The organism is Salegentibacter sp. T436, assembly GCF_001932675.1.
GTDB classification, from domain to species: domain Bacteria; phylum Bacteroidota; class Bacteroidia; order Flavobacteriales; family Flavobacteriaceae; genus Salegentibacter; species Salegentibacter agarivorans.
In genome coordinates this window covers 1,595,582-1,617,857 of record NZ_CP012872.1, presented here as the reverse complement: position 1 = coordinate 1,617,857, position 22,276 = coordinate 1,595,582, and the positions used below count along the sequence as shown (strand labels likewise).

At 37.5% G+C, this 22,276-nt stretch carries 16 protein-coding genes; 8 read left to right on the top strand and 8 right to left on the bottom strand.

Translation table 11 applies throughout. The features are described from left to right. The first annotated feature begins 307 nt into the window (after positions 1-307). Positions 308-1,411 carry a glycoside hydrolase family 43 protein gene (locus tag AO058_RS07190; RefSeq protein ID WP_075325833.1) on the top strand — a complete coding sequence of 368 codons (1,104 nt, stop codon included), beginning with the start codon at positions 308-310 and terminating at the stop codon, positions 1,409-1,411. 157 nt (positions 1,412-1,568) lie between these two features. Here AO058_RS07190 and AO058_RS07185 read toward each other — a convergent pair whose 3' ends face one another. Further along, complete coding sequence (locus tag AO058_RS07185; protein ID WP_075325832.1) at positions 1,569-3,227, bottom strand: glycoside hydrolase family 43 protein; 1,659 nt, start codon at positions 3,225-3,227, stop codon at positions 1,569-1,571. 119 nt (positions 3,228-3,346) lie between these two features. On the opposite strand from AO058_RS07185, the gene AO058_RS07180 reads away from it, so the two are divergent. Next, complete coding sequence (locus tag AO058_RS07180; RefSeq protein ID WP_093303386.1) at positions 3,347-4,417, top strand: LacI family DNA-binding transcriptional regulator; 1,071 nt, start codon at positions 3,347-3,349, stop codon at positions 4,415-4,417. An 11-nt stretch (positions 4,418-4,428) separates the two neighbouring features. On the opposite strand, the gene AO058_RS07175 is transcribed toward AO058_RS07180, so the two are convergent. The 7 genes from AO058_RS07175 to AO058_RS07145 form a co-directional block, all read right to left on the bottom strand. Then, entirely contained in the window at positions 4,429-5,715 is a 1,287-nt protein-coding gene (locus AO058_RS07175) for a TRAP transporter large permease (protein WP_075325830.1), read from the bottom strand. Then, positions 5,716-6,192 (bottom strand): TRAP transporter small permease, encoded by a 477-nt coding sequence (locus AO058_RS07170; protein ID WP_075325829.1) that lies wholly within the window; start codon positions 6,190-6,192, stop codon positions 5,716-5,718. It abuts the gene before it with no gap. After that, positions 6,185-7,165 (bottom strand): TRAP transporter substrate-binding protein, encoded by a 981-nt coding sequence (locus AO058_RS07165; RefSeq protein ID WP_075325828.1) that lies wholly within the window; start codon positions 7,163-7,165, stop codon positions 6,185-6,187. The genes AO058_RS07170 and AO058_RS07165 overlap by 8 nt, the downstream gene beginning before the upstream one ends. Beyond that, positions 7,162-7,833 carry a bifunctional 4-hydroxy-2-oxoglutarate aldolase/2-dehydro-3-deoxy-phosphogluconate aldolase gene (locus AO058_RS07160; protein ID WP_075325827.1) on the bottom strand — a complete coding sequence of 224 codons (672 nt, stop codon included), beginning with the start codon at positions 7,831-7,833 and terminating at the stop codon, positions 7,162-7,164. Before AO058_RS07160 ends, AO058_RS07165 begins: the two co-directional genes overlap by 4 nt. Before the next feature lie 100 nt (positions 7,834-7,933). Further along, positions 7,934-8,932, bottom strand: a complete 999-nt coding sequence (locus AO058_RS07155) for a sugar kinase (RefSeq protein WP_075325826.1) — start codon at positions 8,930-8,932, stop codon at positions 7,934-7,936. Positions 8,933-8,935: 3 nt separating this feature from the next. Then, entirely contained in the window at positions 8,936-10,351 is a 1,416-nt protein-coding gene (uxaC, locus tag AO058_RS07150; protein WP_075325825.1) for a glucuronate isomerase, read from the bottom strand. 21 nt (positions 10,352-10,372) lie between these two features. Further along, a complete protein-coding gene (locus AO058_RS07145) occupies positions 10,373-12,574 on the bottom strand; it encodes a glycoside hydrolase family 3 C-terminal domain-containing protein (protein ID WP_075325824.1) in 2,202 nt (733 codons plus the stop codon). A 169-nt stretch (positions 12,575-12,743) separates the two neighbouring features. Between AO058_RS07145 and AO058_RS07140 the strand changes: the two genes are divergently transcribed. The 6 genes from AO058_RS07140 (at position 12,744) to AO058_RS07115 (ending at position 22,266) form a co-directional block, all read left to right on the top strand. Then, entirely contained in the window at positions 12,744-14,888 is a 2,145-nt protein-coding gene (locus AO058_RS07140; RefSeq protein ID WP_075325823.1) for an alpha-glucuronidase family glycosyl hydrolase, read from the top strand. 17 nt (positions 14,889-14,905) lie between these two features. Then, on the top strand, positions 14,906-15,649 hold the full coding sequence (locus tag AO058_RS07135) for an SDR family NAD(P)-dependent oxidoreductase (protein ID WP_075325822.1): 744 nt from the start codon (positions 14,906-14,908) through the stop codon (positions 15,647-15,649). 1 nt (position 15,650) lies between these two features. Continuing rightward, positions 15,651-16,820 (top strand): mannonate dehydratase, encoded by a 1,170-nt coding sequence (gene uxuA, locus AO058_RS07130; protein WP_075325821.1) that lies wholly within the window; start codon positions 15,651-15,653, stop codon positions 16,818-16,820. A 5-nt stretch (positions 16,821-16,825) separates the two neighbouring features. Then, a complete protein-coding gene (locus AO058_RS07125; protein WP_083634141.1) occupies positions 16,826-17,980 on the top strand; it encodes an endo-1,4-beta-xylanase in 1,155 nt (384 codons plus the stop codon). A 2-nt stretch (positions 17,981-17,982) separates the two neighbouring features. Then, positions 17,983-20,835 (top strand): glycosyl hydrolase 115 family protein, encoded by a 2,853-nt coding sequence (locus AO058_RS07120; RefSeq protein ID WP_083634140.1) that lies wholly within the window; start codon positions 17,983-17,985, stop codon positions 20,833-20,835. 96 nt (positions 20,836-20,931) lie between these two features. Beyond that, positions 20,932-22,266, top strand: a complete 1,335-nt coding sequence (locus tag AO058_RS07115) for a Gfo/Idh/MocA family protein (protein ID WP_075325820.1) — start codon at positions 20,932-20,934, stop codon at positions 22,264-22,266. Positions 22,267-22,276: the final 10 nt, after the last annotated feature.

Here is a 22,276-nt window from a genome sequence, read left to right as displayed (position 1 = left end):
ATGGCTCAAACATACACTTACTAAACTACTGGCTAATGGGTTTATTAGTAAACTTGTAGCAGTTTAAATATACATTATTATCCCAAATTTTGATAAGCAACTTTAGCAGCAATGAGGAAAAAATAAGTCTACATTAAGAATTCAGGGTACTTTAAATTAATTACGCAACCGTTTGTGTTAAAAAACCTATTCTGAAAGCTCATATTTTGCTTAAAAAACTATTTTACAGGGGATATTATCTAATTTAACTTACGAATACGATTGATTTTTTTATATTTTTACCCGAAACATTAAAACCAATTTTAAAATGAAATTAAAACAAAGCCTTCCAATTTTATTACCGGCGCTTATCGCCTTTGGTTGTAAGGATAACAACAAACAGGAGGAGAAAGATGAGACATCTGAAGATTCTATAGCACAACAAGATACTATTAAATATCACTCAGAGCCTTTAATTACCGATCATTTTACTGCAGACCCTTCCGCTCACGTATTTGAAGATAAAATATTTATTTACCCTTCACATGATTGGGATTCCGGAGAACCTGAAATGGACGACGGAAACCATTTTAACATGAAAGATTATCACGTGTATTCTATGGAAGACCCTGATGGCGAAGTAACCGATCATGGTGAAGTTCTTCACGTAGAAGACGTAGCCTGGGCAAAACGTCAAATGTGGGCACCTGATGCGGCCGAAAAAGATGGTAAATACTACCTTTTCTTCCCTGCAAAAGATAAAGACGATATTTTTAGAATTGGAGTAGCCACATCTGATAAGCCAGAGGGTCCTTTTACCCCGGAAGAAAAACCAATTGAAGGCAGCTATAGTATAGATCCCGCGGTTTACAAAGATACCGATGGTGAATATTATATGTATTTTGGGGGAATTTGGGGTGGCCAGTTACAACGTTGGCAAACGGGAGAATTTGTTGAAGAAGACGAATATCCTGCTGATGATGAACCAGCACTTAGCCCTAAAATCGCAAAAATGAGCGATGATCTATTGAGTTTTGCTGAAGAACCAAAAGATGTTGAAATATTAGATGAAAACGGAGAGCCTATTACCACAGGTGACAACGACCGTAGATTCTTTGAAGCAGCCTGGGTTCACCAATATAATGGTAAATATTATTTCTCTTACTCTACCGGAGACACCCACAATATTGCGTACGCCATTGGCGATAGCCCTTATGGCCCTTTCACTTATCAGGGAGTAATTTTAGAACCAGTTGTAGGTTGGACAAATCACCATTCTATAGTTGAATACGAAGGAAAATGGTATTTATTCTACCACGATAGTTCACTTTCAGACGGGAAAACCTACTTAAGAAGTATGAAAATGATGGAAATTGAACACGATGAAAATGGTAAAATAAAAACAATGCAGTCTTATACTGAATTAGACTAAAGAAAGCTGTTATTATTGAAAAGCTGCTGATATTCAAACTATCAGCAGCTTTTTTTTTATTCCATATTTTAACGAAGAATATCTTTCTGAAATAATCTAAACTAAAAAACCGATGCCTGGATGCACCGGTTTTAATATATCCTTAAAACTATAACTATTAGTCCCTATACACTTCATCATTTCCAGAATAATGAAACCAATTAAATAAGGCTTCATTATCACCTGGTTTTCCATTAGAAGTGGTGTACAGCCCTAAGTTAACACCTACAAATCCGCCGGCTACCTGGGTACTAAGAAATTTCCCATCCTGTGTTTCTCCCAATTGCTGCCATTCACCTTCGGTTTTGTAGTAGAAAGTATATTCATCTTCTTCAAACTTCAGTTTAAATTCAACTTCAGATATTGTATTGTCTAAAGAAATGCTTTCTATTAATTCATTCGACTTATATAATTGCACAACAGGTTGTTCATTCTTTTTAGAAAGCGCTGCGTAATAATAATGGGTTTCCTTTTGAAAAGCGAGCAAACCGGCTTTCTCATTTTCAGCCTTTGCGTCAAATTCAACTGAAATAGAAACTTCACCAATTATATGTTGCTGCCTATGACCAAGGAAACTAGGATTAGCCTCGCCTTCTACAGTTTCAGGACGGGTTTTAAGGATAATTCCTTCCGCTCCATTTTTTAGATCATACCAGTTAGTTTTTGGGTTTCTAAGCATCATCCAGTTTAGCGGCAACTCCTTTTTATCAAATGTTTCTTTAAAAGAAAAGTTACCGTTTAACGGAATTAAATTCTTTTTAAGTTCAACTCCCTCTGGCAGTGGATAAGAATATTTAATCTCTTCGCCCCCTAAATCGAAAATAGGCCAGTCGTTTTCCCATTTTACCGGAGTTAAGAAAGTTTCCCTTCCCGTATTATATAAATCGCCTTCATATGGTCTCACAGCAAGGAAAACTCCGTACCAATCACCATTTGGATGTTGTACAATATCGGCATGGCCCGCAGAAGTAATAGGATTTTCTCTATTTGGATCAAGATGACGCTGGGTTAGAATCGGATTTTCTTCAAAAGGAATAAACTCATCATCAATATTGGTGTTTCGGTAAATCATTTCAGAATGGTTCACCGCGGTTCCACCTTCAGCTGTCATTAAATAATAATAGCCGTTTAGTTTATAAATCCTGGGACCTTCAGCCCAAACGGGTTCAGTAGAAATATCTACCCCGCCATCTACCAAAATTCGGTTCTCACCAATAGTTTTTAGATTTTCTTTATCAAACTCAATCGTTCTAATGGTTCGGTGTCCTTCGTATTTAGCCTGGTTATTTGGCGGTTCGCTGTTATAAACCAGGTAAGATTTACCGTTATCGTCAAAGAATAATCCGGGATCTATTCCACTAACTTCCGGAAGCCAAACCGGATCGGACCACGGGCCAGCAGGATCTTCTGCAGTCATTACAAAATTACCTTTCCCATCAACAATGGTACAGGTTAAATAGTAAGTACCCTTATCGTAACTAATATCGGGTGCAAAAACTGCCCGGGAAGTACCAAAACCATGCAGATCTACCTGCTCTGGCCTGTGTATCACATTTCCCACTTGTTTCCAATTAACTAAATCTGTACTATGAAAAACAGGAATGCCGGGGTAAAAGGCAAAGGTAGAATGTACCATATAAAAGTTTCCCTCTCCATCATCGGTTATGGCGGGGTCAGGATACCACCCGGCCAGGATAGGGTTTAAAAAATTTTCCTGTGCAGCCCCCCTGCCCAATACGATGAATAATAACAATAAACTAAATAATAATTTCCTCATAATAAATGCAATCGATTGTTAGCTCAAATATATGTTTATTTTCATATTAAAAGAATTAAGTATGATTAAAAAATAGGAATTCAACCGGAAATCTATAATTTTTATGCAACCATAAAAAAATGTTTCGTAATATTGTTGCACAACCTAATTTTAGTGTCTATTTGATGAAAAAGAAAGAAGTTACAATTTATGATTTAGCAAAAGAGCTAAACTATTCTCCTTCCACTATTTCAAGAGCTTTAAACAACCATAAAAGTATTGGAAAGAAAACCATAAAAAAGATTCAAAAAACTGCAGAAGAATTTAATTACCGCCCTAATGCCTTAGCTGCCAGTTTAAGAAATAACACTTCCAGAACCATCGGGATAACAATTCCTAAGATAAATCATCCATTTCAGGCTTCTTTGATTACAGGAATTGAAAAAACCGCCAGAAAAGCAGGCTATAATGTAATTATCACACAATCTGATGATAAATACAAAAATGAAGTTGATAATGTAAAAGCTTTATACGACGCTAGAGTTGGAGGCTTAATTGTTTCTTTAGGAATGGAAACTAGAGACACCAGCCATTTTGACCAATATGTGAAACAAAATATACCTATAGTATTTGTAGACCGGGTACCTGAAAATTTCAATTCTTACCGTGTTATTATTGATAATCACGCTGCTGGATACAGGGCTACAAAACACTTAATAGAACAGGGATGTAAAAGAATTGCACATTTCGCTGGAGCTCAACACGTTAATGTTTATAATTTAAGAAAGAAAGGATACGTGGATGCTCTTATAGACTCTGGACTTCAGGTTGACGAAGAACTCATAATGGATATGAAAACCCTTAGTTTTGAAGAAGGAAAGAAGGCAACCGAAAAGTTATTAAAACTTGATAATCCTCCAGATGGTATTTTTTCTGCTATCGATACTGCTGCAGTAAGTGCAATTTTATATGCTAAAGAAAAAGGAGTTAAAATTCCTGAGGAACTCGCTATAATTGGCTTTAACGATGATCCTATTTCCAGAATCGTAGAACCTACGCTATCTACCGTTTCGCATCCCGCCCAAAAAATGGGAGAAATATCAACAAAAAGAATTTTAGAACACTCCACGCGCAAACTTGACGCTGCTGTTTCAGAAATTACAATGTTAGATACCGAAATTATTATAAGAAATTCCAGTAAAAGAAAGTAAAAAGATTTTAATTAGAATCCGAATAATTCAGGAAGCCAAAGGCTCAAAAACGGGAAAATTATCACCAATATTAAGGAAATCAACATTCCCACAAAAAGTGGTAGCAAAGGTTTTACCACTTTTTGAATAGTAGTATTTGCAACTCCTACCCCTATAAATAAAACGGAACCTACTGGCGGCGTACAAAGGCCTATACATAAATTTAGGATCATTATTACTCCAAAATGTACCGGATCTATTCCCATAGCTACTGCAACCGGAAGAAATATTGGGGTGAAAATTAATACCGCCGGAGTCATATCCATAAAAATTCCCACAAATAATAATATCAGGTTTATTAAAATAATCACTACAAAAGGATTATCACTAAAACCTAATAAAGCTGAAGTTACTTCCTGCGGAATGTTTTCGTAAGACATTACCCAGGACATTGCAATAGACATCGCAATAAGCAGCATTACCAAAGAAATGGTCCCTACTGATTCTACCAGTACGGTTTTAAGTTTAGAGAAATTCAATTCTTTGTATAGAAAAGCCAGAATGAGGCAATAGACAACAGCTACAGAGGAAGCTTCAGTAGCAGTAAAAATTCCGCCAACAATTCCTCCAATAATAATTATTAATAAAAGCAGACTTGGAAGGGCATCAAAAAAAGACCGCAGAATATGTTTAAACGAACTTCTTTTTCCTGTAGGGAAACCTTTCTTTTTTGCCCAAACTAAAGCAATGGCCATTAAAATTAAACCAGTAAGAATTCCGGGAAGATAACCGGCTAAAAATAATGCCCCTATACTCACCCCACCACTGGCAAGAGAATAAATTATAAAAATATTACTCGGTGGAATTAAAAGTCCCGTGGTGGCCGAAGTTACATTTACAGCAACACCATATTCTTTGGTATAACCTTCTTTTTCCATCCTTTCAGACATAAAACTACCTATAGCGGCAGCGGCAGCACCGGCAGAACCTGCAATTGCACCAAACATCATTGCAGCTACAATGTTTACGTGCGCCAAACCACCGGGTAAAGCTCCCACCAGGGATTTTGCAAATTCAATTAATCTTTTGGCTATTCCACCACTATTCATAATGTGGCCGGCAAGTATAAAAAAAGGAATAGCAAGTAAGGAAAAACTATCTAAACCAGTAGCCACTCTTTGAGAAATAGTAGTAAAAGCAGGAATAGTATCTACACTAAATAACAATGTTAGTACCGAAGCTATCCCAATGCTCCAGGCAATGGGAACGCGAATTCCCACCAAAACTATAAAGCTAAATATTAAAACAAATATTTCCATTTACCGATTTGCTTTTAATTCCTGCAAGGTTTGCCGCATTTGCATCCATTTAAAATAAATTATCATCAGGCCTGAAATAGGTAAAACCAGGTATACAAATCCCATAGGTAAACCTAAAGCTGCAGAAGTTTGTTCGAGCTTAAAGGAAACATACACATACCTACCACCGCCAATTATAAAAACTGCAGCGGTAAAAAGCATAATTATTAATTGCACCAGGAGATCGAGTTTTAATTTTGTCCTGATACTAAACGATTTTGGAAGTAAATCTATAGTGATATGCGTATTTCTACCCGAAATATAAACAGCCCCAAAAAGGCTAACCCAAATTAGCATAAAACGCGCCAGCTCATCTGTCCACGAGCTTTGATCTGCCAGGAGGTAACGACTACAAACACCCCATAACACGCTAAACAACATTACCGTTACCAGGCAAACAACCAACCATTCTAAAAACCAATTAAGCTTTCTACTCATTTCCTAAGTTTTTAATTTCTTGAATGGTTTTATATAATTCAGGTTCTGTTTTCTCTAAATCTTTAATTATATGGCTACTTTTTTCTTTGAATAATTCTTTATCAGGGTAAGTGACTTTCACCCCTTCTTTCTTAATTGCCGTCAATGCCTCTATTTCGGCAATCTCCCATAATTCCCTTTGCTTTACTGAAGCTTCCTGAGCAGCTTCCTGGATCCATCTCTTTTCTTCGGAAGAAAGCTTGTTATAAATCTGCGTACTTATCACCAAAATATCGGGTACAGCCGAATGCTCATCTAATGAAAAATTTTTACAAATTTCGTAATGTCTTGACGTGTAAAAGCTGGGCAAATTATTTTCTGCTCCTTCTACTACTCCTTGCTGTAGTGAAGTATAAAGTTCTCCCCAGGAAACCGGTGTTGGGGAACCTCCAAGGGTTTTCACAAGATTAATTGCCGTAGGACTTTGCATTACCCTAATTTTCAAACCTTTTAAATCTTCCGGAGTTTCAATAGGAGTGTCTTTTGTATAAAATGAACGGCTGCCCGCATCAAAATAGGTTAAGCCCCTTAACCAATATTTCTCGCCGTCTAAAAGAAGTTCATTTCCAAGCTCGCTATCATAAAGCTTATAACGATGCTCGCGGTCTTTAAAAATATAAGGATAACCAAAAACGCGAAGTTTAGGGGAAAAATTTTCCATCACGGCAGATGACACTTTGGTCATAGCCAAACCGCCCAGTTGCAAAAGTTCCAAACTCTGCCTTTCTGAACCTAACTGCCCGCCGGGGTAAACCTCTATTATTAATTCTCCATTAGATTTTTCTTTAACACGCTGAGCAAAAAATGCTAAAGCCTGGTGAACAGGATGATCAAGACTCAACCCGTGGGAAAGTTTTAAAGATTTTACTTCATCTTTCTGGCTACAGGAAGCAAAAAGAATTAAGACAATAAAAAGTTTGAAAACTGATCTCATTTAGATCTTATTTCAGTAATTATTTTTAGCACTTTGGCCACATTGTTTTTTATAGATTCAAAATCAGAATTTTCAACCATATTCTTTGGAATAAGTGCTGACCCCATTCCAACGCAAGTAACTCCAGCGTTAAACCATGCTGTTATATTTTCTTCTTCAAGATTAACTCCGCCACTTGGCATAATTGAAGTCCAGGGTTGCGGGCCTTTTATAGCCTTTACAAAACCGGGTCCTAAAACAGCCGCCGGAAACAATTTTACTACTTCGCAGCCTAATTCTTCAGCCTGGCTTATTTCGGTTAGACTACCGCAACCGGGTAGGTATAACACTTTTCTACGGTTACAAACTTTAGCAACATCTTCTCTAATTACCGGGCTCACTACGAATTCTGCACCTAAATTCATATAAAGACTGGCTGTACTGGCGTCTACTACAGAACCTACGCCAAGAATCATTTCGGGACATTCTTTTCTTGAAAATTTCACGAGATTTGCAAAGACTTCGTGAGCAAATTCTCCCCTGTGTGTAAATTCAAAAAAACGTGCTCCTCCTTGATATACTGCTTTAAGCACTTGCTTAACTAATTCCTGGTCCTGGTGATAGAATAAAGGTACTAGCCCCAATTCTTTCATTTTTATCGCAATTTCTGGTCTGGATATTTTTTTCATATTTTTAAAATTTATGCCCAAAGGGTAAAATTGTCACTTGTTTATAAGAATTCAATATGTGCTACATTATTACCTCCAGCATCATGCCGGTTTCATAATTTCATCTTATAATTCGTCCTGAACCATCACCCTCAATTAATTCTAATACTTCTTCTTTACTTACCCTATTAAAATCTCCCACTATAGAATGTTTTAAACAGGAAGCCGCCGTGGCAAAATCAAGTGTTTTTTGATCTTCAAAATGCTGAAGCCCATAAATAAGTGCTCCCATAAAACTATCTCCTGCCCCCACACGATCTACTATTGGATAAATATCATATTCTGTAGATGATAATAGTTCTGCTCCTGTAAACATATCTGCCGACCATTTGTGATGAGAGGCGTTTAATTCTTTACGATTTGTAATGGCGATTCTTTGTAAGGAAGGAAATTTTTGTTGTAAGGCTTTAGAAAGTTCGTGATTATTCTGAAAATCTTTTATATTGAAAAACTGACTACAGGCATAAGCTCCCGCAAGCAAAACATCGCTTTGTTCCACTAGTTTGGTCATGGTTCCTTCAGAATTTGCACCTTCGTATTGCCAAAGATTTCCGCGGAAATTAAGATCTCCGGAAATTTTAATCCCCTTACTTTTGGCCACCTCAACTGCATGCAAACAAACTTTTGCAGCTTTTGCCGAAATTGCCGGAGTAATGCCTGACCAGTGAAACCAGTTACAATCTTCAAAAATCTCATCCCAATCAAACCATTCGGGTTCTATTTGTGAAAAAGCTGAATTTTCCCGGTCATAAATTATTTTCCCAGGACGATTGATAGCCCCGGTTTCCAAAAAATATAATCCTAATCGCTTTCCGTCAAATTTTATGTGATTTAAACCCACATTATTATTTCGTAAATCATTTATGGCTGATTTCCCTAAATCGTTTTCGGGTAAGACACTTAAAAATTCGGTTTTTAAACCAAAGTTTGCTGCAGTTATAAGCACATTTGCCTCACTCCCGCCGTAAACAACTTTAAAATTATTTACCTGCGAAAACCTTAGCGCATCTTCGCAAGACAGGCGCATCAATAATTCCCCTAGGCTCACCAGCTTTTTCATAAATTACTTTTTGTTCATTTCAGGAAATTCAAAATACGATTCTGCATTGTAATAACATATATCCTGAATTATTTTACCTATCCATTCTATATCTTCAGGAAGTTCTTTGTTTTCAATATCCTTTCCGAATAAATTACATAAAACGCGTCTAAAATATTCGTGCCTTGGTACAGATAAGAAACTTCTACTATCAGTTAACATTCCGACAAAACAGCTAATTAAACCCATATTTGATAATGAATTCAACTGTTTTTCCATTCCATCTTTTTGATCTAAAAACCACCAGGCAGAGCCATGCTGAATTTTTCCCTTCCGGGAATCACTCATAAAATTCCCGGCCATCGTAGCCATCACTTCATTATCTGAAGGATTCACGTTATAAAGAATGGTTTTAGGCAAATCTTCATTTCTATTTAGTGTATCTAAAAATTTTGCCAGCGGCTTAGCCTGGTTTAAATCTCCAATACTATCTACTCCTGCATCTTTACCAATCTGGTTGAGTAATTTGGAATTGGTATCTCGCACCGGGCCCAGGTGTAATTGCATGGTCCAGTTCTTTGCAGCATACAAACTACCTAATTTTAATAATAAAGCGGATTGATATTTATCAGACTCTTTCACAGTAAGGTTTTCTCCTGCTAATTTTTTCTTGAGTAAATTATCTATTTCATCCTTAGAAAAATCTTCAGCCAGCATTCTTTCCAAGCCGTGGTCTGAAAGCCTGCACCCGTGTTGATGAAAATATTCTATTCTACTTGCTACTGCTTTAATAAGGGAATCAAAATCTTTAATATCTATTTTAGTTTGATTTCCTATTCTTTTTAAATACGCTGCAAAATCATCATTTTCAATATTCAATAAACCATCTGGCCTAAAAGTGGGAAGCACTTTTACTTCAAAACCATCTTCCGCGATCTTTTTATGATGCTTTAAATCATCAGCAGGATCATCTGTGGTGCAAACCACTTTTACATTCATTTTCTTTAGCAAATTCCTGGTAGAATAAGCCTGGGTAGCAAGCAAAGAATTACATTGATTGTAGATCTTTTTGGCATTTTTCTCAGTCAATAAATCGGTAATACCAAAATAGCGTTGCAATTCTAAATGCGTCCAATGATAAAGCGGATTTCGCATGGTATAAGGAATGGTTTCTGCCCATTTCTGAAATTTCTCCTCATCGCTGCTATTTCCCGTAATATATTTTTCTTCAATACCAAGCGCCCGCATAGCACGCCATTTATAATGATCTCCGGCAATCCAGATTTCAGTAAGGTTTTTAAATTGCCTGTCTTCAGCTATGTCTTCAACTGGCAAATGGCAGTGATAATCTATAATAGGCATATCTTTAGCATAGCGCTCGTAAAGCTCTTTAGCAAAGCTATTTTCCAGAAGAAAATCTTCCTCAATAAAATTCGTCATTTAATTCACTCTTTTCGGTTGTTATCTTAGGGTAAAAACGGCTTCTTTAAACTGGGCTGCACCTAATTCCAGGCTCCTGGCAGAAGGGCTGGAACTTCCTATATAAATTTTAAATTCTCCTTTTTCGATTACACTTTCCCCATCATGGTTTACAAGTTCCATCATCTCTGGGGTAATTTCAAATTTTATTTCTTTGGAACTTCCTGCTTTTAAATTTACTCTTTTAATTCCGTAAAGTTGATATTTAGGCGCATCTACAGAAGTTTCTAAATCTGAAACATACAGTTGTACCACTTCTTCAGCTTCACGATCTCCCACATTAGATACTTCTAAACTAGCTTCCAGGTTTTGCCCTTTTCGAATTTTTTCTTTAGATAATTTTATATCAGAAAATTCAAAATCTGAATAGCTCAACCCATAACCAAAAGGATACATTGGTTCTGCATCCATATATTTATAGGTTCTTCCTTTCATCGTGTAATCTTCGTAAGGAGGCAAATCGTCCAGGGATTTTGGAAAAGTAATTGGCAATCTGCCTGATGGAGAAACCTCTCCAAAAATAATATCTGCAACCGCATTACCACCTTCCTGGCCGGGATACCAAACCATTAATACCGCGTCTGCTAGTTCGTGTACTTCTTCCAGGTTCATTGGGCTTCCCCCCGTAATTACAGCAATTACCGGGTTATCGCCGGCAGCTTCATTCAATTTTCGTAAATAATCCAGCTGATTTTCAGGAAGATTATAATCCAACCTATCTCCAAAAGTTTCTGAAGCTATAGACTCCCCTTCTTCACCTTCTAATACGCCGGAAATCCCTAACACGGCAATAGTAGCATCGCTATTTCCAGCATTCGGCGAAGCCCAATCCTGCGGGTTAGCATTTGGACGATCTAACAAAGTCCCCTGCCGGTATTGCAACTGACTTTGAGGTTCTATAGCCCCGGCAATTCCTTCAATAATAGTTACTAAATTAGGATTAACACCATGATAATTACCTAATAAAATCTCAATACTTGTAGCATTTGGCCCGGTAATAAAGTATTTCGCCAGGTCATTTTTCAAAGGAAGTACATCATCATTTTTAAGCATCACGATAGACTTTTGGGCAGTCTCCCTGGCCAATGCCCTGTGCTCCCTTGTATTAATATCTTTTGCAGAAAGTTTAGAATAAGGATTATTTGTAGGGGAATCAAAAAGACCAAGTTTAAACTTGGTTTTCATCAAAATGGCAAGTTGCTTGTCTATTTCTTTTTCGGTCACCAAGCCTTGATTTACCGCTTCTACCAAAGAAGGATAAACGCTACCACAGTTAAGGTTAACGCCGCTTTTTATGCCGAGAGCCGCAGCTTCTTCAGGAGTTCCCACAACATTGTGACCTCCATAAAAATCTTCCAATGCCCAGCAATCGCTTACCACATGGCCTTTAAAACCCCACTTATCCCGTAGCACATCGGTAAGTAAATATTCATTTGCACAACAAGGTTCCCCGTTAGTAGCATTATAAGCGCACATAATAGTCTCTACCTCAGCATTTACAAGAGCTTCAAAAGCTGGCAGGTAAGTTTCCCATAAATCTTTTTGTGAGGCTATTGCATTAAATTCGTGCCTTAATTTCTCTGGACCGCTATGCACCGCATAATGTTTTGCTGCAGCTGCCGTCTTAAGGTATTTATCATCATCTCCCTGCAGGCCTTTTACGAATGCCACCCCCAATTTTGCAGTAAGAAAAGGATCTTCCCCGTAAGTTTCCTGTCCTCTTCCCCACCGCGGATCACGAAAAATATTAATATTCGGAGTCCAAAATGTTAGTCCGCTGTATTGTCTTCTATATCCATTTTCAACGGCGGTATTATGATTTCCCCGGGCCTCATCTGAAATTGCCGAAGAAACTTTAAAAATTAAATCTTCATCAAAAGTAGCACCCATCCCAATAGCCTGAGGAAAAACCGTGGCGACACCAGAACGACCAATTCCGTGCAATGCTTCATTCCACCAATTATATTTAGAGATACTTAATCTCTCTATTGCCGGGCTATCGTGCATCATTTGCATCGCCTTTTCTTCTAAAGTCAATCGATTGATTAAATCAGCAACTCTTTCATCTACACTTAATGACTCGTTCCTAAAACCATAATCCATGCCTTTCTCCTGGGCATTAATTGACCCCAGATTTCCGAAAACAAAAACCAACAGAAAGGCTCCCAATACTTTATAATTCATAATTTTATGAGTTTAAAGTTTATAAATCATTAAATAAACGATTTTTTCTTAAAAATGTCTTAACAAATTAAACATAAATTTATCATAAACACAACCGATTGCATACAAAATTTTGTCGGCAAGCTTTTTTTGTCTAATTTTCAGCTCACAATCGTTTGATAATATTATAATGAATTTAAAGAAATTTATTTCCCTGGCCTTTTTATGCCTTTTCGCAGTCAATATTCAAGCCCAGAAAGGTTATGAACTCTGGTTAGATTATACAGAAATACAGGATCCTGGTGTTGAAAAAAAATATGCACCTTTTCTAAATAATGTGGAATTAATTGGTAATTCTTCTACAATTCAGGCTATAAAGGAAGAGTTACAACTAGCTCGAGAAGGTTTTGCTTTTGAAAATTCAAAACTCAGTAATGATTCAAAATTAATTATTGGAATACAAAGTAAACTGCCAACGGCAATAAGAAACATTGTCAATACTGAAAACCTGGGAGAAGAAGGTTATAAAATCACTTCTCTTAATAATGGAAAGACTATTGTAGTAAGTGGAAATTCTGAGATAGCGCTTCTTTATGGAACTTACGGCTTGCTTCGCGAAATGCAGCAAAAAAATGATATTTCAGATTTAAAAATTGAAGAAAAACCGGAAATCCAGAAGCGTGTTTTAAATCACTGGGATAATTTAGACCGCACGGTAGAACGTGGGTACGCCGGTTTTTCAATTTGGGATTGGTATCTTTTACCCGAACTTATAAAACCCGAATATAAAGATTACGCCCGAGCTAATGCTGCAATAGGAATTAACGGTACGGTCTTGACCAATGTAAATTCTAACGCGCTAATTCTAACCCCTCATTATATTGAAAAAGTAAAAGCCCTGGCCAAAGTTTTTCGACCTTACGGAATCCAGGTTTACCTAACGGCAAGATTTTCTGCCCCAATTGAATTAGGCGATCTTGATACTGCCGATCCTTTAAATGAAGATGTGAAGCAGTGGTGGAAAAACATTGCTGATGAAATATATGCTGAAATCCCCGATTTTGGAGGTTTTCTAGTTAAAGCTGATTCGGAAGGCCAACCAGGACCTTTTCAGTATAATAGAACCCACGTAGACGGCGCCAATATGTTGGCCGAAGCGGTTGCTCCCCATAACGGAATCATAATGTGGCGAGCCTTTGTTTATTCTGAAGAAGATCCTGACGATCGCGCAAAACAAGCTTACGACCAGTTTATTCCTTATGATGGAAAATTTGCAGATAATGTTTTGGTACAGGTTAAAAATGGTGCTATAGATTTTCAACCTAGAGAACCATTCCACCCAATGTTTGGGGCAATGCCAGATACTCCTTTAATGATGGAATTTCAAATAACTCAGGAATATTTAGGCTTCAGCTCTCACCTGGTTTTTCTTCCAAAACTGTTTGAGGAAGTTTTAGACGAAGACACTTATGCCGATGGTGAAAACTCTACGGTAGCCAAAGTAATTGACGGCACAAATTCAAATAAAAAATTAACCGGAATAGCTGGGGTTGCCAATATTGGTACTGAAAAGAACTGGACAGGACACCCCTTTGGGCAGGCAAACTGGTATGGCTTTGGGAGATTGGCCTGGGATCCTTATATGGATTCTAAAGATATCGCAGAAGAATGGTTAAAAATAAATTTTTCTAATGAAGAAGACTTTATAAAACCTATGACCGATCTCTTAATAGAATCTCGCGAAGCGGTAGTAAATTACATGACACCTTTGGGACTACACCATATTATGGCCACCAGTCACCATTACGGTCCGGGGCCATGGGTAGACGATCTTGGCCGGCCAGAATGGAACCCCGTATATTATCATAAAGCTGATAAAAATGGGATAGGGTTTGATAGAACCAGTTTTGGCAGTAATGCACTTGCCCAATACGCTAAACCTATTGAAGAAAAATATAGCAATCCTGAAACCACGCCTGAAAAATACTTACTGTGGTTTCATCATCTTCCCTGGGACTACAAAATGGATAATGGTAAAACGCTTTGGGATAATATGGCTCTACATTATCAAAAAGGTGTAGAACAGGTTGAAGAAATGCAGGCTACCTGGAAAAAAATGGAACAATATGTAAATGAAACAGAATTTAAAAAAACCTCCATGTTACTGGAAATTCAGTTAAAAGAAGCAAAATGGTGGCAAGATGCATGCCTGAGCTATTTTCAGAAATTCTCTGAAATGGAGTTACCTGCCGGAGTACCTGAACCAGAACATAACTTAGAATATTATAAATCAATAGAACGTCCATATGCACCAGGTATAAATCCTTCCTGGTAACACAAAAATTTATAAAAATGACCAAACAATTAACAGCAATCGTAACGGGAGCAAACGCTGGACTAGGTTTTGCAACAGCCAAAAAATTCTGTGAAAAAGGAATTAAAACTTACGTAAACGGAAGAAATAAAGAAAAGACCGAAGAGGCCTGTAAAGAATTAGGCGAAAACGCCATACCCTTTATTCTGGATCTTAATAATTTAGATCAAATTCCCGCAGCGATAGAAAAGATTGGGCAGGAAGCCGAAAGTATTGATATTCTGGTTAATAATGCCGGGATTAATATGAAAAAAGAATTCCTGGAAGTAACCAATGAAGAATTTCAGAATATTTTACACACTAATGTTTTGGGACTTTTCGCAATTAGTCGGGAAGTGGTAAAAATAATGAAGAAGCAAAACTCGGGTAGTATCATCAATATTAGCTCGATGGCTGCCCAATATGGTATTCCTAAAGTTATTGCTTATTCTGCCAGTAAAACTGCAGTTGATGGGATGACGCGTGCTATGGCTGTAGATTTAGCGCAATTTGGAATTCGTGTAAACGCGGTGGCGCCCGGTTTTATTGAGACTAATATGTCTCGAAAAGCTTTAAACAACGATCCTGAAAGAAAAAATAAGGTTTTATCCAGAACGCCAATGGGTAAATTAGGGCAACCTTCAGATATTGCTGATGCAGTTTACTATTTTGCTACTAATGAATCATCATTTGTTACAGGAACAATTCTACCGGTAGACGGTGGAAATTCAATAGGATTTTAGGATGATTGCAATGCAACAAACCATGCGATGGTACGGCCCTAACGATGTACTATCGCTAAAAGATTTAAAACAGGCCGGTATAACTGGAATAGTTACCGCTTTACACGAAATTCCCGTAGGTGAGATTTGGACCAAAGAAGCTATTCTGGAAAGAAAAAATCTCATAGAAAGCCACGGCCTGGAATGGAGCGCGATAGAAAGCCTGCCGGTGCATGAAGACATAAAAAAAGAATCGGGAAACTATAAAGAATACATAGAAAATTATAAAGTAAGCCTTCAAAATATTGGCAAATGCGGTATTCGCGTTGTCGCTTATAATTTTATGCCAATTCTGGATTGGGTTCGCACAGATCATTTTCATGAAAATGAAGAAGGTGCTGCAGTTTTAAAATTCGATCCTTTAAAATTTGCCTATTTCGACTTATTTCTACTGAAAAGAAAAAATGCAGAAAAAGATTATACCGAAGAGCAAATTACTGCAGCCAAAAAAGTAGGTGACAATCTTTCTTCTGAAGAAAAAGATGAACTTTTTAAAAGTATTCTTTTAGGATTACCGGGAAGTACCGAAAATTTTACAGCCGAAATTATTAAAGATCTCCTGGAATCATATTCACATATTAACGATGAAAAATTACGCAAAAACCTCGTTAAATTTTTATCTAAAGTTACCCCAACAGCTGAAGAAAGCAATGTAAACCTCGCTATTCATCCAGACGATCCGCCGTTTTCGGTATTAGGCTTGCCACGTGTAGTGAGCAACCACGAAGACCTGAAATTTATCTTTGAAAACGTAAAAAGTAAATCCAACGGACTCTGTTATTGCACCGGGTCTTTAGGTGCAAATCCTGCTCACGATCTTCTTGAGATTTACGATGAATTTGAAGAAAGAATTCATTTTTTACACCTCAGAAATGTAAAAAAGAAAGTAACCGGAGTATTTATGGAATCTAACCATCTGGATGGTGATGTTCCAATGTTAGAAGTGGTGAAACGCATTATAAAAACAATGCAAAAAAGGAATCAAAGTATCCCAATGCGCCCGGATCACGGCTACCTGCATACTTTAGAAGCTAATAAAAATTATTATGCGGGTTATTCTTTTATAGGCAGATTAAAAGGTCTTGCTGAACTGCGCGGACTCGAATTAGGATTACAGGAATCATTTAAATAATTACTATGAATTCACTAAAAATATTTCAAAAATCGTTTTTTATTCTTGCGTTTGCTGCAGCATGTACCGCCTGCAAGTCCAATACCGATTCTGAAGAAAAAGAAGTTAAGGCTCAAACAGAAGATTCTTCAGAAATGGGACTAAAAGATTATTATGAAGATTATTTCCCAATGGGAGTGGCGGTTGCCCCAAATTCTGTCAAAGGAAAATCGGCTGAATTGATCAAAAAGGAATACAACAGTATCACGCCAGAAAATGTGATGAAAATGGGACCTATTCATCCCGAAAAAGATAAATTCTATTGGGAAGACGCCGATCTACTCGCCGAATTTGCAAAAGAAAACAATTTAAAAATGAGAGGGCACGCTCTGGTTTGGCATCAACAAACGGGCGGTTGGATCTTTGAAAATGAAAATGGTGGCAAAGTAAGCAAGGAGGAATTGCTTAAGCGAATGAAAAATCATATAGATTCTGTTGTTCCACGTTATTCTGATATTATTTATGCCTGGGATGTTGTAAACGAAGCCGTGGCAGATGATTCTACGAAAGTATATCGAGAATCAGAATGGCTTAAAATTGCCGGAAAAGATTTCCTGGTAAAAGCCTTTGAATATGCAGGAGAAGCTGATTCTGATGTAAAATTATTTTACAACGATTATAACGCCATTATTCCTGAAAAACGAGACCGCATTATTGAATTATTAAAATATCTTCAGGAGAATGATGCCCCAATTGATGGTGTGGGAATCCAGGCGCACTGGTCAATTCACGGCCCTTCAGAAGAAGAATTAAGAGAAGCCCTGGATTTGTATTCAGCATTGGGCCTGGAAATTCAAATTACCGAACTTGATGTTTCACTTTATCCCTGGGAAAAGGAACGCCGCGAACTTAAAGAAGGTGAATCAGATGAATTTACTCCAGAACTGGAACAAAAACAAATTGAAGTTTACGATATGTTTTTTAGGGTTTTTAGAGATTACAAAGACGTAATTACCGGGGTGACTTTCTGGAATATTTCAGACAGATATTCGTGGCTAGACACCTACCCTGTTGCGGGACGAAAGAATTATCCGCTTTTATTCGATGAAAATTTTGAACGTAAAAAAGCATACGAAAAAGTGGTTGAATTTGAAACCCAACCCGAAACCAAAACTCCTTAAAAATGCCAAAACCATCAATTATCAATTTGCAAAAAGTTTGCTCTCTTTTTCTTTGTTTCGGCTTTCTCCAAATTGCTTTTGCGCAAAAGGATTATGTAAGTTTTGAGAAGGTTGAAAAGGCTTTTCCATTAAATTCTGTAAGGCTATTTTTAGACTCAGAAGATCACGAGGGAGTTCATTTAGTTGCTGAAGATCTACAAACAGATTTCAAAATAGTAACCGGCAATGAGCCTGAAATTTATTCAGAAGAAATCAATGGAAAGTACCCGGTAATTATTGGAACTATTGGAAAAAGTAAATTGATTGATGAGTTAATTACCAGCGCTAAGTTGGACGTTTCTGAAATAGAAGGAAAATGGGAAAACTTCTTAATTGAAGTGGTTGAAAATCCATCGCCGGGAGTAGAAAAAGCTTTGGTAATTGCTGGCAGCGATAAACGAGGAACTATTTTTGGAATGTTTGATCTTTCAGAAAAAATGGGAGTTTCTCCGTGGCACTGGTGGGCAGATGTTCCGGTTAAAAAAGTAGAGCAATTATATGTAAAACCAGGAAGCTATACATCGGGAACCCCAAAAGTTAAATACCGCGGAATTTTTATAAATGATGAAGAACCTGGACTTGGAAATTGGGCCCGGGAAAAATTTGGTGGCATAAATAGCAAAATGTATGAACAGGTTTTTAAACTTATTCTGCGTTTAAAAGGAAATTATTTATGGCCTGCCATGTGGGGAAAAGCTTTTAATGAAGACGATCCTAAAAATCCGGTCTTAGCCGATAAATATGGGATTGTAATGGGAACATCTCATCACGAGCCTATGGTTAGGGCGCAAAAAGAATGGGGCACGCATCGGGAAAATTACGGGAACGGTGAATGGGATTACCAAACTAATGCTGAAGGTTTACGCGACTTTTGGAGAGACGGTTTTGAAAGAAACCAGAATTACGAAAATCTCGTAACCATAGGAATGCGTGGTGACGGGGACGAACCAATGACCGAGGGCACCGCTATAGAATTACTGGAAACTATTGTCGCAGATCAGCGCCAAATTATTGAAGAAGTTACCGGGAAACCGGCAAGTGAAACCCCGCAGGTTTGGGCTTTGTATAAAGAAGTCCAGGATTATTACGACCAGGGAATGCGCGTTCCCGATGATGTTACTTTACTCCTTGCTGATGATAATTGGGGAAACATACGAAAATTACCAGACCCGGAAGATGAACCCCGGGAAGGCGGCTACGGAATTTACTATCATTTTGATTATGTAGGTGGGCCGCGGAATTATAAATGGCTAAATACCACGCAAATTGAGCGGGTTTGGGAACAAATGAATCTTGCGTATCAATACGACGCTACCGAATTATGGGTGGTAAACGTAGGCGATTTAAAACCAATGGAATTTCCAATTAGTTTCTTTTTAGATTTTGCCTGGGATCCGGAAGCTATAGATGCTAATGATCTTAAAGATTATTCGAAAGATTGGGCCAAAAAGCAATTCGGCGAGGAATATGCTTCGGAAATTGGTGAAATCTTAGATACATACACTAAGTATAATAGTCGCAGAAAACCTGAAATGCTGAGTCCGGAGACTTATAGTTTAATCCATTATAATGAAGCGGAAAACGTAGTAAAAGATTATAATAAATTAGTTAAAAAAGCAGAAGAAATATACAAGAGACTTCCTGCCGAATATAAAGACGCCTATTTTCAATTGGTTTTGTTTCCGGTAAAAGCATCGGCCAATTTAAATGAATTGTATGTGGACACCGCCAAAAACCAATTGTATGCAGAACAAGGTCGTGCTATAGCAAATTCTTATGCTGAAAAAGTAAAAGAATTATATAACATAGATTCAGCATTAACTGAAGAATATCACAATATCGCCGATGGCAAATGGAACCATATGATGTCGCAAAATCATATTGGCTATACTTACTGGCAACAACCCGAAGAACAGGTTATGCCAGAGGTTAAAACCATTGAAGTTGCTAAAAAACCTGAAATGGGTGTTGCAATTGAAGGTTCTAAAGAATCCTGGCCCGCTTCAAATGAAACGGCAAGACTGCCAGAATTTACTTTTGTAGCAGATCAAAAATATTATGTTGAAATCTTTAATAAAGGAAAAGGAACTTTCGATTTTAAAGTAAAGAAAAACGATAAATGGATTCAGGTTTCAGAAGAATCTGGTTCAGTTTCAGATCAAAAGAGAATTTCAGTTAGTATTGATTGGAACAAAGTTCCAAAGGGAAAATCTACAGGAAATTTTAGTATTCAGCAGGGCAGAAAATCAGTTAAAATTGAAGTTCCAATCCATAACATCAGTCCTGGAAACATAAAAGGTTTTGTAGAAAGCAACAATTATATTGCTATAGAAGCTGCCAACTATAGCGAAAAAGGCAATATCGAAAAAGGATGGACTTTAGTGCCGAATTTAGGAAAAACACGCTCAACAATGACTGCTTTTGCTAAAACCCCAACCCACGGAGAATGGTCAGAAAATAATCCATACCTGGCATATGATTTTCATAATTTAAGCACAGGAAATATGAAAATAGAATTCCTGCTTTCTCCTACACTCGATTTTCATAATAAGGGAGGGTTAAGATTTGCGTATTCTATTGACGATAAAGAACCGCAGATTATTAATTTGCATCAGGATACTAAAGATGATTGGGGTACTTCGGTAGGGAATAATATTACCAGGGTAACTTCAGAATTAAATCTAGAAGAAAAAGGAAATCATACGTTGAAAATTTGGGCTATAGATTCTGGAATTGCGCTTCAGAAAATAATTATTAGAAAAGGAGAAATAGGAGAATCTTATTTAGGCCCACCAGAGAGCAAAACTGCTAAATAAACAAAATTGAAGAAGATTTTCAGCTTTAAAAACCTGATTCCAGCCAATTAAAAAATAGTATATTCATCAGTGTAAAACCATTTAACTAAAAACAAGATGAGCAACCTCCCAAGACGAAAATTTTTGCAACAAACGGCATTGGCCACAGCCGGTTTAAGTTTATCTGGATCACTTTTAGCAAATCCTATTTCTATTTTTTCAGCAAATGATACGGTTAATTTTGGGGTAATTGGTTGCAAAGGTATGGGCTGGGCCAATATACAGGCACATTTAAAATTACCTAATATAAATTGTATAGCCCTGGCAGATATAGACCAGCGTGTTTTAGATGAAAGATCTGCCCAGATAAAAGAAATAAGCGGCAAGGCACCAACACAGTATAAAGATTATCGTAAAATGTTAGAAAACAAAGATATTGATGCGGTAATTATAGGCACGCCAGACCATTGGCATTGTTTAAATATGGTAGATGCCCTGCAGGCTGATAAACACGTATATGTAGAAAAACCTCTGGCTAACAGTATTGAAGAATGTAACGTAATGCTTGATGCAGGCAGGAAGTATAATAAAATGGTTCAGGTTGGCCAATGGCAACGAAGCGGAAAACATTATGACGATGCCATAAAATATGTGCAATCGGGTGAACTTGGGCAAATTCGATTAGTTAAATGCTGGGCTTACCAGGGTTGGATGAATCCGGTTCCGGTTAAACCCAATTCTACTCCACCGGATGGTGTAGATTACCAGATGTGGTTAGGCCCCGCGCCAGATAGGCCGTTTAACGAAAATAGATTTCATTTTAATTTTAGATGGTTTTGGGATTACGCCGGTGGCTTAATGACCGATTGGGGCGTCCACGAGATAGACATCGCACTTTATGCTATGGGAGCAAAAGCACCAAAATCAATTTTAGCTTCAGGCGGAAAATTTGCTTATCCTAATGATGCTTCTGAAACCCCGGACACTCTCCAAACCGTCTATGAATTTGAAGATTTTAACCTCTTATGGGAGCACGCCACGGGTATAGATGGCGGAAACTACGGAAGAACCGAGGGTATAGCTTTTATTGGAAATAACGGCACCTTAGTAGTAAACCGTGATGGTTGGGAAGTTATTCCTGAAGGAGAAAATAAAAATGATGAATGGGTGACCAAAACTAAAAGAATAGATCTAATTACTCCACAAGGAAATGCGTTAGAAAATCACGCCGAAAATTTTGTATCAGCTATTCGAGTAAACGATAGTTCAAAACTCACCTGCGGCGTAGAAACCGGAAGTATTGCCGCAATAACCGCTCATATGGGGAATATCGCCTATAAAACCGGAAAAAAACTGTACTGGAATGCTGAATCTGGATCATTCGAAGATGCTGAGGCAGATGCGTTGGTAAGAGCTAATTATCATAACGGCTGGAAACTCCCAAAAGTTTAAAAATCCACGT